The organism is Streptomyces sp. NPDC033180 (genome assembly GCF_055577645.1).
This window is the reverse complement of record NZ_JBVIPU010000001.1, coordinates 607,408-619,017: the sequence shown is the minus strand read 5'-3', so window position 1 is coordinate 619,017 and position 11,610 is coordinate 607,408. Positions and strand designations below refer to the sequence as shown.

Sequence of the window (11,610 nt, the reverse complement as noted above, 5' to 3'; positions counted from 1 at the left end):
GCTATCCGGTCAACTCTCCTCCCCACCAGCGACTTTCACCGCGATACGCCGCGCGACCCCGTCCGGCGGTGTGTCCGTCGTGTCGACCACCTCGCCCGCGCGCCGCGGCCATGGCAGCGCCTGCTGGCAGGGGACGACGTGGTCGAGACGCCAGGGGACGAGCGCCGGAACGTCGGACTCGATGCGCCGGATCAACGTCTCGGCGTCGGTGTGCGGCACGAAATGGTGTACGGGCACGCCGAGTTGGCCGGCCCTCACACAGCTCCGTCCAGTACTCCTCCACGAGCACCGTCTGCGGGATGACCAACGTCCCACCCTTGTACGCGAGCAGCTGGCGTGCCGTCTCGATGACGAGGGCGCAGCTCCTCGGACGTGGTGGTCTTGCCCACGCCGAAGCTTCCGTTGATCCACACGATCTTGGGGGTCAGGCAACCACGTACGCAGTGCAGCGGCCGTCAGTCCTGAAGCGCGGCCGTCAGGACTCGTCAGGCCCCGACCCGTTCTCCTGCTCCCGTACGTTCTTCGCCCGTGAGCCCACCGAGACGAGCACCCCGAGCGCGGTGCCCGCCAGGGCCGCGGGCACCATCCAGTTGCGGTTGAAGGAGTGGCCGAGCGCGTCGTCGACGGAGTAGGCGCCGGGGCCCGTGACGGCGAGGGTGGCCGCGACCATGCCGAGGAACGCCGGGTACTCGTAGCCGCCGCCCTGGCTGAAGAAGCCGTTGGGGGCGTGCACCGCCGTCGCCCCGGCCATGGCGCCGGCCGCCGCGGAACCGGCGGCTGGGGTCGCGAGGCCGAGGGCGAGCAGCGTGCCGCCGCCGGCCTCGGCGAGCCCGGCGATGACGGCGTTCGCCTTGCCGGGCGCGAAGCCGATGGACTCCATGAAGGCGCCGGTGCCTTCGATGCCGTGGCCGCCGAACCAGCCGAAGAGCTTCTGGGTGCCGTGGGCGACGAGGACGCCGCCGGTGGTGACGCGGAGCAGCAGAAGGCCCAGGTCGCGTCGGTCGAAGCAGGAACGGGTCATGGCGCTGTCTCCTGGGGTGAGAGCGGTGGGGGAGGGGGGCTCGTCCTCCCTCGTCCCCCACCGTCCGTCAGCGCCCGGCCGCACACCCTGCTCAACCGGCCGTACGAGTGACCCCGTCCGGTGGCGAGGCGGGGCGGCCGATGTGACCGTGGGGGCATGAGCATTCAGGTAAACCGGCTGTCCGACCCGACGGTCCGGGCCTTCGTCACCGCCGTGAACGCCCACGACCAGTCCGCCTTCCAGGCCGCCGTCACGCCCGACGTGACCATGTCCGACGACGGTTCCGACCGGGACGTCGCCGAGTGGACGGAGCGCGAGATCTTCTCCTCGAACGGCCACATGGACGTGGAGAACGAGTCGGACGGCGGGCGCGTGCTGATCGTCGCGTACCGCAACGACACGTGGGGGGAGATGCGGACGAAGTGGCGGTTCACCGTCGACGGCGCGAAGGTCTCCCGGTTCGAGACGGGGCAGGCCTGAGCGGGACCTGCCCGTGCCGGTTGCCTAGCCCCCGATCCGCACGGCGGCCCCGCTCACCCGGACCCTCGCGTCCCCTTCGCGCAGGCTGACCGTGAGCACCCCGGGGCGTCCCATGTCCGCGCCCTGGTGAAGAGTGAGTTCCGACTCCGCAGGGACAAGGGACAGTTCCCGTGCGTACGCACCGAACGCGGCCGCCGCCGCGCCCGTGGCGGGGTCCTCCACCACGCCGCCCACCGGGAACGGGTCGCGCGCGTGGAAGGTCAAGGCCGACTCCCTCCACACCAGTTGGACCGTGGTCAGATCCAGGCGGCGCATCAGAGCAGCGAGACGTTCGAAGTCGTACGACAGGTCGGCGAGGCGTTCGCGGGTCGCGGCGGCCAGAATCAGATGGCGGGCGCCCGCGTAGGCGATGCGGGGCGGCAGGGCCGGGTCGAGGTCGTCCGCGGGCCAGTCGAGCGCAGCAAGGGCCTCGGCCAGATCGGCCGCCGCGACCTCATCGACGTGCGGTTCCACGCTGGTGAGCGTGGCTCGCAGGGTGCCGTCCACGTCGGTCACGGTCACCGGCACCGTGCCCGCCTGCGTGGAGAAGACGAAGTCGCCCGCGCCGTCGCCCCGTTCGGCCAGTGCGACCGCCGCCGCCACCGTCGCGTGTCCGCAGAAGGAGACCTCGGCCCGCGGGCTGAAGTAGCGCACGTCGAAGGAGCGGGCCGCGTCGCCGGAGCCGGAGCCGGACCCGAGGGCCGCCGGAGTCGCCGGGGTCAGGAACGCCGATTCGCTGTAGCCCACCTCCGCCGCGATCTCCAGCATCGCCGCGTCGTCGAGGCCGGCGGCGTCGAGCACGATCCCGGCGGGGTTGCCGCCCGCCGGGTCGGTCGCGAACGCGGTGTAGCGCAGTACGTCTGCGGGGGTGTTGGCTGATCTCGTCGTCATGTCGCAGGGCAACCGTTCCGCGGCCCCGGTCATTCCCGCGGCCCCCCGGCGCGGGTTCCCACCGGCCGCCACGGAGCGGCTGCCCTGCCTTCCCCTCCCCTTCACAGTGGCATGTGAGCCGTCAGTGGCAGCTCTTGTAACCGGGGTTGCTGTTCGTCCAGGAGCAGGAGTCCTTGAGCGAACCGCTCGGCTTGATGAGGCGGGCCTTGTCGCTGGTGTTGTTCCAGACGTACGAGCCGCGGCCCCAGTAGCGGACGCCGGACGCGTTGGTGCCCTTGCCCGTGCGGACCTTGACCGTCTTGCCGGCGCCGATCTTGTAACTGCCGAAGGTGTACGTGTAGCCGGTGTTGTCCTTCAGCTTGTAGCCCTTGAGCTGGACCGCCGAGCCGGAGTTGTTGTGGATGTTCACCCACTCCGCGTTCAGCGAGGAGTTGGAACGGGTGTCCCGGCCCGGGCTGTCGAACTGGATGTACCCGAGGTGCAGTCCGCCCTGGTGGCCCGCCGCGTTCGCGGGGGAAGCGGCGAGCAGAGGGGCCGCGAGTGCGGCCGCGGCGAGGACGGCCGGGGCCGCGGAACGTATGCGCAAGGTGTGCTCCGAGTGTGCTCTGAATGTGGAGTTCTCGTGGAGGGCACGCTGAGCATACGGGGTGCGATGCGGGTAATTAACGTGGAATTTTCTATTCCGATTGTGAAGATGTGGGCCGACCGTGAGTGCGCGGTCACGGTCGGCCACCAGGGGTCCTAGCGGCTAACCCCGCCCGACGAAGGGCATGTTCGTCGCGAGCACCGTCGCGAACTGCACGTTCGCCTCCAGCGGCAGTTCCGCCATGTGGCGCACCGTCCGCGCCACGTCCGACACGTCCATCACCGGCTCGGATGCCAACTCCCCGTTGGCCTGGAGGATGCCGGCCTGTATCCGCTCGGTCATGTCCGTCGCCGCGTTGCCGATGTCGATCTGGCCGCAGGCGATCCGATAGGGGCGGCCGTCCAGGGAGAGGGACTTCGTCAGGCCGGTCAGCGCGTGCTTCGTCGCCGTGTACGCGATGGAGTGCGGGCGCGGGACGTGCGCGGAGATGGAGCCGTTGTTGATGATCCGGCCGCCCTGCGGGTCCTGCTCCTTCATCTGCCGGAAGGCCGCCTGCGCGCACAGGAACGCGCCGTTGAGGTTCGTGTCGACGACGTGCCGCCACGCGTCGTACTCCAGTTCGTGGACGGGCACGCCGCCGGGGCCGAACGTGCCCGCGTTGTTGAAGAGGAGGTCGAGACGGCCGAAGCGGTCGCGCACGGCGGCGAAGAGAGCGGCCACGTCCTCGGGCCGCGAGACGTCGGTGCGCACGCACAGGGCGTCGGTCTCGGCAGGGGCGCTGGCCTCGGTGGATCCCTCGGCGTGCGGGACGGGCCGCACCGCGGCGCCCTCCGACACCCCCGCGGCGATCGCCGCCGTCTCCTCCAGGGTCTCCTTCCGGCGCCCCGCGAGCGCCACGGACCATCCGGCCCGCAGCAGTTCCACTGCCACGGACCTGCCGATCCCGGAGCCCGCTCCGGTCACCACGGCGGTCCTTGCTTGTCCGGTTGGGTGCCCAATTGGCTCAGCGTTCATGGCCCCGCAGCGTACGGGAGGTGTGTCCATAGGGTCATCATCCGCCCGCCATTTGGGTGTTGTGTACGCGACAGTCGCGCGTCTTCCCCCGCCACTTGCATGCCCGGGACACCAATCGTCAGGGGAGGGCCATATGACACCCAAAGGCCAGCAGGACACAGCCGAGCTTCGAGCCGCCGCGCGCCACCTGGGCCGCCGGCGTTTCCTGACCGTCACCGGCGCCGCGGCCGCGCTCGCGTTCGCCACCAATCTGCCGACCGCGGGCGCGGCGGGCGTCGCCGAGATGGACGCGCGCAAGATCGCCGACGATCCGTTCACGCTCGGCGTCGCGTCCGGCGACCCGCAGCCCGACTCGGTCCTGCTCTGGACCCGCCTCGCCCCGGCGCCGTACGAACCGGGCAACGGTCTGCCGAACCAGCGCGTCATCGTCGAGTGGGAGCTGGCCCACGACGCCCGTTTCCAGCGAGTCGCCAGAAGCGGGATCGAGATCGCCCATCCTGAGTACAACCACACGTTGCACGTCGAGGTGGGCTTCCTGGACGCGGGGCGGACCTACTACTTCCGGTTCAAGACCGGGAAGTGGATCAGCGAGACGGGCCGGACCCGCACCGCGCCCGCGGCCGGCAGCACGGTGAGCTCCCTGAAGCTCGCCGCGGTGTCCTGCCAGGCGTACCACGACGGCTACTTCACCGCGCACAAGCACCTGGCGAAGGACGACGTCGATGTCGTCTTCCACGTCGGCGACTATCTCTACGAGTACGCGGTCAACTCGGTCGGCGGCGCCCGCAACTACACCGACCGCACCCTGCCCGCCATCTTCAACCGCGAGACGCAGACGCTGGAGGACTACCGCCTGCGGTACGCCCTCTACAAGACCGACCCCGATCTGCGGGCCTCGCACGCGGCGCACCCCTTCGTCGTCACCTGGGACGACCACGAGACCGAGAACAACTACGCGGACGACCTCGACGAGAACGGCAACCCGCCCGCCGAGTTCCTGGTGCGCCGCGCCGCCGCCTACCGCGCGTACTGGGAGAACCTGCCGCTGCGCAGCCCCCAGCAGCCCATCGGCCCCGACCTGCAGCTCTACCGCCGCGTGCAGTGGGGCCTGCTCGCGCAGTTCGACATCCTGGACACGCGGCAGTACCGCTCCAACCAGGCCTACGGCGACGGCGCCGACATCCCCGGGCCGGAGTCCAAGGACCCCAAGCGCACCATCACCGGAGCCACCCAGGAGCGCTGGCTCATCGACGGCTGGCGCAACTCGAAGGCGGTGTGGAACGTCGTGCCGCAGCAGGTCAACTTCTCGCAGCGGAAGTTGGACCTCAACGCGGTGGCGAAGCTCAGCATGGACGCCTGGGACGGCTATCCGGCCTCCCGCGACCGCGTCCTCGCGGGCGCGGCGTCGGCCGGGATCGAGAACCTGATGGTGCTCACGGGCGACGTGCACGTCGGGTACGCCTACGACATCAAGGCCGACTTCGACGACCAGGCGTCCAAGACGGTCGGCACCGAGATCGTCGCCACGTCGGTCGCCAGTGGCAAGGACGGCGCCGACAAGCCCGCGACCTGGGAGACGTACACCAAGGCCAACCCGCACATGAAGTTCTACAACGGGCGGCGCGGCTACGTCACCGTGGACCTCGGCCAGAAGTCCGCGCGCGCCGACTTCAAGACGGTGTCGGCGGTGACCACGCCGGGGGCGCCGATCATGACGGCGGCGTCGTTCGTGACGGAGGCGGGGAACCCGGGGCTGAAGCCCGCGTAACCCGGCAGTTCAACGGGCCGTACGGCTTGCGGGGTGCGCGCTCACTCGCCCGGGTAGCGCACCCCGATCCGTTCCCGCACCGCGTCCAGGGTCCGCATCACCGCGAGGGTGCCGTCCAGCGGGACGAGGGGGGACTCGGTGTCGCCCGCGCGCAGGCGGTGCATGACCTCGGCCGCCTCGTGCCTGAGGCTGTCGCGGGGGCCGTACTCGGGGGAGGCGGCGAACTCCTCGGGGTCGCGGCCGTCGCGGTGCAGCACGAAGCGGTCCGGGAAGAAGAAGCCGTTCGGGATGTCGATGCGGCCCTGCGAACCGGTGACGGAGGCGGTGACGGGGGTGCCCGCGTTGATGGAGCAGTGCAACACAGCGTGAGCACCGCTCTCGTACGAGAGCAGCATTCCCGTCTGGAGATCAACGCCCTCGTCCGAGAGCGTTGCTCTCGCACTCACCCCCGAAGGCTCCCCGAGCAGCAGCTGCGCGAACGACACCGGGTACACCCCGAGATCGAGCAGCGAGCCGCCGCCCTGCGCCGGGTCACGCAGGCGGTGCGCCGGAGGGAAGGGTCCGGCGAGGCCGAAGTCGGCCTGCACGGTCCGCACCTCACCGATCGCCCCCTCGTCGACCAGCGCCTTCATCCGCCGGATCAGCGGATGGCAGTACATCCACATGGCCTCCATCAGGAAGAGGCCGCGTCGCCGGGCGAGCGTCACCAGCTCCCGCGCCTCGCGCGCGTTCAGCGCGAACGCCTTCTCGCACAGCACCGCGCGGCCGGACTCCAGGCAGAGCCCCGCCGCCGCCCGGTGCGAGGCGTGCGGCGTCGCCACGTACACGACGTCGACGTCCGTGTCCTCGGCGAGCGCGCCCCACTGCCCGTACGCGCGCGGTATCCCGAACCGCTCGGCGAACGCCTTCGCCGACGCGTCGGTCCGCGAGGCCACCGCGACCACCTCCGCGTCCGGCATGTCGAGGAGGTTCGCCGTGAACGACGCGGCGATCCCACCCGTCGCGAGGATGCCCCAGCGCACGGGCTCACGGTTGTCTTCCACCACTGGGGCCCCTGTTCGTACGGCCGGAGTACCGCGGAGTCCCGCGGAAATGGTCTCAACCAGCACAGCTGAGCTGAGAGCATAGGTAATCGCACGCCTAATCGGGAGGGAATCCGCATGCCGGAGCACGGCAGCCGCACCACGAGTGGGTCCGAAAGCCCCCTCATACGGCAGTCCCCGCCGGTGGCGAAGGGCACACCCCCGGCGGCCCCGACGGCCGCCTCCCTCACCGCACGGCGCCGTACCGGCCTCCTCGTCACCCTCGTGCTCGGCGGCCTCACCGCGGTGCCACCGCTCTCCATGGACATGTACCTGCCGGCGCTCCCGGAGGTCACCCGCTCGCTGCACACGTCCGCCGCGACCGCGCAGCTGACCCTCACCGCCTGCCTCACCGGCATGGCGCTCGGGCAGCTCGTCGTCGGGCCGATGAGCGACAAGTGGGGGCGGCGCAGGCCGCTGCTCATCGGGCTCCTCGTCTACATCCTCGCCACCGCGATCTGCGCGTTCGCGCCCACCGTCGAACTGCTCATCGGGTTCCGCCTGTTGCAGGGCCTCGCGGGCGCCGCGGGCATCGTCATCGCCCGCGCCGTCGTGCGTGATCTCTACGACGGCGTGGAGATGGCCCGCTTCTTCTCCACCCTCATGCTGATCTCCGGCGTCGCCCCGGTCATCGCGCCCGTCATCGGCGGCCAGGTCCTGCGCTTCACCGACTGGCGCGGCATCTTCGCCGTGCTCACGGTGGTCGGCATCGCCCTGACGGCGGTGGTCTGGCGGCGCCTGCCCGAGACGCTCGCCTCCGAGAACCGGCACAGCGGCGGCACCGTCGAGGCGCTGCGCACCATGAAGTCGCTCCTCGCCGACCGCGTCTTCACCGGCTACATGATCGCGGGCGGCTTCGCGTTCGCCGCGCTGTTCGCGTACGTCTCCGCATCGCCGTTCGTCATCCAGGAGATCTACGGGGCGTCCCCGCAGACCTTCAGCCTGCTCTTCGGCGTGAACTCCGTCGGCCTGATCGCCGTCGGCCAGATCAACGGCAAGATCCTCGTCGGCCGGGTCAGCCTCGACAAGGTGCTCACCTTCGGTCTGAGCGTCATCGTCCTCGCCGCCACCGCGCTGCTCCTCATGACGTCGGGCGTCTTCGGAGACGTCGGCCTCTTCCCCGTCGCGGCCGGGCTCTTCGTCCTGATGTCGGCGATGGGCCTCGGGATGCCCAACACCAACGCCCTCGCCCTGATGCGCACCCCGCACGCCGCGGGCTCCGCGTCGGCGCTGCTCGGCACGTCCTCGTTCCTCATCGGCGCGATCGCGTCCCCGCTGGTGGGCATCGCGGGCGAGGCCACGGCCGTGCCGATGGCCGTGGTGCAGCTCGTCTGCGGTCTCGCGGCCATCGGCTGCTTCTTGGGACTGTGCCGCCCCTGGCAGCACTCGCACTCGCACGCGTTCTCGGCGAGACCGACTCGGGAGGGGAACGACCACTGACCGCGCCACGCCTGCTGCGCGCCGGGACGCCGGACCGTGCGGGGCTCGACACGGAGGAGATGGCCCGCCTCGTACGCGAGGTGCGGGCGCTGACGCGCGGCGAGCGGCCCTGGTGCGCGGGCGCCGTCGTGCTCGCCGGGCGCGGGCCGGTGATCGCCGTCGAGGAGGCGGTGGGCCGCGCGGTGCGCTATGCCGCCTACGACCCGGAGAGGGACGCGGGCGTCGAACTGCCGCCCGCGCAGCAGGTGTTGACCCGCACCGGCACCCCCTTCGATCTGGCGTCGCTCACCAAGCTGTTCACGACGGTCGCCGCGATGCAGCAGCTGGAGCGCGGCACGCTCGGCATCGACGCGCTGGTCTCCGCGTACGTCCCCGAGTTCATCGCGGCCGCCGAGCACGGCATCACGGTGCGGCAACTGCTCACGCACACCTCTGGTCTGCGGCCCGAGCTCCCGCTGTACGACTGCCCGGACGACGCCGCGCGCCTGGCCGCGCTGCGTGCGGAGGCCCCGTCGGGTCCGCCGGGGGACCACCTCTACTCCGACCTGAACATGCTGCTCCTCCAGCACGTCCTGGAGCGCCTCACGCGCCGCCCGCTCGACGTCCTCATCCGTGAGGGCATCACCCGGCCGCTCGGCATGGCGGCCACCGGCTTCGGGCCGCGTCCCGACGCCGCCGCCACGGAGGACCAGCGCAGGCCCTGGGCCAAGGCCGGCCGCGGGATGCTGCGGGGCGAGGTGCACGACGAGAACGCCTGGGCGCTGGGCGGCGTCGCGGGCCACGCCGGGCTCTTCTCCACCGCACGCGACCTCGCGGTGTTCTGCCGCGCGCTGCTCTGCGGTGGCTCGTACGGCACTGCGCGCATCCTCGGCCCGGACTTCGTGGAGTTGATGCTGACGCCGCCGGGGCTCGGCTTCGGGCTCGACCAGGCGTGGTTCATGGGGGAGCTCGCGGGGCGCGGTGCGGCGGGGCACACGGGGTTCACGGGGACGTCGCTGGTCATCGACCCGGCCACGGACACGTATCTGATCCTTCTGGCGAACACGGTCCACCCGCGCCGGGCGCGCGCCGACAGCGGGCCCCGGGCGCGGGCGGCGACCCGGCTGGCCCGCGCGGCCCGCTAGCGCGGGGCTCGGCGGGGCGGTCACCTGCGGCCCCGGTGGGGGCTTGTCGCGCAGTTCCCCGCGCCCCTTACGGGGCCCGGTCGCGCCCCCCCCGCGGCGGAGCCGCATGTGTCTCAGTCCCGTGCCCCTTACGGGGCCCGGTCGCGCCCCCCGCGGCGGAGCCGCATGTGGCACAGCCCCGCGCCCCTGACCGGGCCCTTCCCGCCGCCCCCTAGAATCACCGGGTGAACGCCCCGATTTCCCCCGCCTCTCCGGCCGAAGCCCTGCGTACCGCCCTCGCGGGGCTGCTCGACGGGCTTCCGGCCAAGCAGGCCACGCAAGCTGTCGAGCGGCTGATCGCCAGCTACCGGGGGCACACTCCCACCGACGCCCCGATTCTGCGGGACCGCGCCGATGTCGCCGCGTACGCCGCCTACCGCATGCCCGCGACCTTCGAGGCGGTGTGTTCCGCGCTCGGGGCGCTCGCGGACGCGGCGCCCGCGGGCTGGGCGCCCGGCAGTCATGTGGACGTCGGCGGCGGTACCGGCGCCGCGACCTGGGCGGTGAGCGCGACCTGGGAGGCCGAGCGGCCCGTCACGGTTCTCGACTGGGCCGAGCCCGCCCTCGCCCTGGGGCGTGAACTGGCCGCCGCGAACCCGTGGTTGAAGGCGGTGCAGTGGCAGCGCTCTCGTATCGGATCGACGCTCAGCATCGAGAGCACTGATCTCGTCACCGTGTCGTATGTCCTCAAGGAGCTGACGGAGGACGACCGGCGGTCTCTCGTCGACGCGGCGGCGGCAGCGGCGCAGCAGGCCGTCGTCATCATCGAGCCCGGCACCCCCGACGGCTACACCCGCGTCATCGAGGCCCGCGACCGCCTGATCGCCGCCGGCTTCCGCGTCGCCGCACCCTGCCCGCACAGCTCCGCCTGCCCGATCGTGCCCGGCGAGGACTGGTGCCACTTCTCCGCCCGCGTCAGCCGCTCCTCCCTGCACCGGCAGGTCAAGGGCGGCTCACTGGCGTACGAGGACGAGAAGTTCAGCTACGTGGCCGCCGTCCGCTTCGACGCCGAACCGGCGGCACAGCGTGTCGTGCGCAAGCCGCAGATCCGCAAGGGCCAGGTGCTGCTCGACCTGTGCGCGGCGGACGAGACGCTGCACCGCGAGACGGTGACCAAGCGCCATGGCCCGCTGTACCGCGCGGCCCGCGACGCGGAGTGGGGCGACGCCTGGCCGCCCCACGGTGGCGACGCGCTAGACGCGTAGCTCCTGCGTGCAGCACTTCACGCTGCCGCCGCCCTTGAGCAGCTCGCTCAGATCCATCGCGACGGGTTCGTAGCCGCGCTCCCGCAGCGGTGCGAAGAGGCCGACCGCGCCCTGCGGGAGCAGCACGTGCAGGCCGTCCGAGACCGCGTTGAGCCCGAGCGCCACCGCGTCCGGCTCCTCGGCGATCAGCGCGTCGGGGAAGAGACGCCGCAGGACCGCCCGGCTGCCCGGTGAGAACGCGGGCGGGTAGTACATGATGTCGTCCGCCGCGTCGTCGAGCACCGCGAGCGCCGTGTCCAGGTGGTAGTAGCGGGGATCGACGAGATCGAGCCCGATGACCGGGCGGCCGAAGAACTCCTGTGCCTCCCCGTGCGACAGCGGGCTGGCGCGGAAGCCGCGCCCGGCCAGGACGTACGAGGACGTGACGGCGAAGTCGCCCTCGCCCTCGTTGATGTGGGTGGGTTCGTGGAGGTCCGTGAAGCCGTGTTCCCGGAACCACTCCAGGTGGGCGACCGCCTCGTCGCCGCGCTCGGGATGGGCGAACCGCGCGCCGAGCACGCGGCCTTCGATGACGGTCGCGCCGTTCGCGGCGAAGACCATGTCCGGCAGGCCGGGACGCGGGGTGAGCTCCTCGACGGTGTGGCCGAGCGAGCGGTAGCGGTCGCGCAGGTCCTCCCACTGGGCGATGGCCAGCGGGACGTCGACCGGTTTCGAGGGGTCCATCCAGGGGTTGATGGAGTACGTGACCTTGAAGTGTGCGGGTGAGCACATCAGATAGCGCCGGGGTGTGGCGCGACGAGGAAAACGACTCAACGAGGGCTCCTCACGTACCGCGGTGGTCAGTTACTGCCCATAGTGGGGCAGTTGCTGCCCATGGTGCGGTCTGAGGAGCCCTCGCGCAGTGATCTGAACGGGTGGTTC

11 protein-coding genes and 1 pseudogene are annotated in these 11,610 nt (G+C 71.5%); 5 read left to right on the top strand and 7 right to left on the bottom strand.

The window, feature by feature from the left end:
• Positions 1-9: 9 nt before the first annotated feature.
• A pseudogene (locus ACZ5WE_RS02870) lies at positions 10-416 on the bottom strand (ATP-binding protein).
• A gap of 59 nt (positions 417-475) precedes the next feature.
• Positions 476-1,021 carry a DoxX family protein gene (locus ACZ5WE_RS02865; protein WP_467690684.1) on the bottom strand — a complete coding sequence of 182 codons (546 nt, stop codon included), beginning with the start codon at positions 1,019-1,021 and terminating at the stop codon, positions 476-478.
• Between the two features lie 156 nt (positions 1,022-1,177).
• On the opposite strand from ACZ5WE_RS02865, the gene ACZ5WE_RS02860 reads away from it, so the two are divergent.
• Positions 1,178-1,501, top strand: a complete 324-nt coding sequence (locus ACZ5WE_RS02860; RefSeq protein WP_467690682.1) for a nuclear transport factor 2 family protein — start codon at positions 1,178-1,180, stop codon at positions 1,499-1,501.
• A 24-nt stretch (positions 1,502-1,525) separates the two neighbouring features.
• Here ACZ5WE_RS02860 and ACZ5WE_RS02855 read toward each other — a convergent pair whose 3' ends face one another.
• The 3 genes from ACZ5WE_RS02855 to ACZ5WE_RS02845 all read right to left on the bottom strand — a co-directional run bounded on the left by ACZ5WE_RS02855 (position 1,526) and on the right by ACZ5WE_RS02845 (position 4,031).
• A complete protein-coding gene (locus tag ACZ5WE_RS02855; protein WP_467690680.1) occupies positions 1,526-2,431 on the bottom strand; it encodes a PhzF family phenazine biosynthesis protein in 906 nt (301 codons plus the stop codon).
• Positions 2,432-2,552: 121 nt separating this feature from the next.
• Positions 2,553-3,017 carry a lamin tail domain-containing protein gene (locus ACZ5WE_RS02850; RefSeq protein ID WP_467690678.1) on the bottom strand — a complete coding sequence of 155 codons (465 nt, stop codon included), beginning with the start codon at positions 3,015-3,017 and terminating at the stop codon, positions 2,553-2,555.
• A 162-nt stretch (positions 3,018-3,179) separates the two neighbouring features.
• Positions 3,180-4,031, bottom strand: coding sequence for an SDR family oxidoreductase (locus ACZ5WE_RS02845; protein ID WP_467690676.1), 852 nt, complete (start codon positions 4,029-4,031; stop codon positions 3,180-3,182).
• 133 nt (positions 4,032-4,164) lie between these two features.
• On the opposite strand from ACZ5WE_RS02845, the gene ACZ5WE_RS02840 reads away from it, so the two are divergent.
• Entirely contained in the window at positions 4,165-5,799 is a 1,635-nt protein-coding gene (locus ACZ5WE_RS02840; RefSeq protein ID WP_467690674.1) for an alkaline phosphatase D family protein, read from the top strand.
• Between the two features lie 41 nt (positions 5,800-5,840).
• Here ACZ5WE_RS02840 and ACZ5WE_RS02835 read toward each other — a convergent pair whose 3' ends face one another.
• Entirely contained in the window at positions 5,841-6,842 is a 1,002-nt protein-coding gene (locus ACZ5WE_RS02835; protein ID WP_467690673.1) for a Gfo/Idh/MocA family protein, read from the bottom strand.
• Positions 6,843-6,959: 117 nt separating this feature from the next.
• On the opposite strand from ACZ5WE_RS02835, the gene ACZ5WE_RS02830 reads away from it, so the two are divergent.
• The 3 genes from ACZ5WE_RS02830 to ACZ5WE_RS02820 all read left to right on the top strand — a co-directional run bounded on the left by ACZ5WE_RS02830 (position 6,960) and on the right by ACZ5WE_RS02820 (position 10,689).
• Positions 6,960-8,321, top strand: coding sequence for a Bcr/CflA family multidrug efflux MFS transporter (locus ACZ5WE_RS02830; RefSeq protein WP_467690671.1), 1,362 nt, complete (start codon positions 6,960-6,962; stop codon positions 8,319-8,321).
• Between the two features lie 59 nt (positions 8,322-8,380).
• Positions 8,381-9,445 carry a serine hydrolase domain-containing protein gene (locus ACZ5WE_RS02825; RefSeq protein ID WP_467690925.1) on the top strand — a complete coding sequence of 355 codons (1,065 nt, stop codon included), beginning with the start codon at positions 8,381-8,383 and terminating at the stop codon, positions 9,443-9,445.
• Between the two features lie 224 nt (positions 9,446-9,669).
• Positions 9,670-10,689 carry a small ribosomal subunit Rsm22 family protein gene (locus ACZ5WE_RS02820; RefSeq protein ID WP_467690669.1) on the top strand — a complete coding sequence of 340 codons (1,020 nt, stop codon included), beginning with the start codon at positions 9,670-9,672 and terminating at the stop codon, positions 10,687-10,689.
• Here ACZ5WE_RS02820 and ddaH read toward each other — a convergent pair.
• Positions 10,678-11,502 carry a dimethylargininase gene (gene ddaH / locus ACZ5WE_RS02815; protein ID WP_467690667.1) on the bottom strand — a complete coding sequence of 275 codons (825 nt, stop codon included), beginning with the start codon at positions 11,500-11,502 and terminating at the stop codon, positions 10,678-10,680. The genes ACZ5WE_RS02820 and ddaH overlap by 12 nt on opposite strands.
• Positions 11,503-11,610: the final 108 nt, after the last annotated feature.

Bases quoted from the DNA above. Each gene is read 5' to 3' on its own strand.
- ACZ5WE_RS02865 (WP_467690684.1), bottom strand. From the start codon at position 1,021: ATGACCCGTTCCTGCTTCGACCGACGCGACCTGGGCCTTCTGCTGCTC.
- ACZ5WE_RS02860 (WP_467690682.1), top strand. From the start codon at position 1,178: ATGAGCATTCAGGTAAACCGGCTGTCCGACCCGACGGTCCGGGCCTTC.
- ACZ5WE_RS02855 (WP_467690680.1), bottom strand. From the start codon at position 2,431: ATGACGACGAGATCAGCCAACACCCCCGCAGACGTACTGCGCTACACC.
- ACZ5WE_RS02845 (WP_467690676.1), bottom strand. From the start codon at position 4,031: ATGAACGCTGAGCCAATTGGGCACCCAACCGGACAAGCAAGGACCGCC.
- ACZ5WE_RS02840 (WP_467690674.1), top strand. From the start codon at position 4,165: ATGACACCCAAAGGCCAGCAGGACACAGCCGAGCTTCGAGCCGCCGCG.
- ACZ5WE_RS02830 (WP_467690671.1), top strand. From the start codon at position 6,960: ATGCCGGAGCACGGCAGCCGCACCACGAGTGGGTCCGAAAGCCCCCTC.
- ACZ5WE_RS02825 (WP_467690925.1), top strand. From the start codon at position 8,381: ATGGCCCGCCTCGTACGCGAGGTGCGGGCGCTGACGCGCGGCGAGCGG.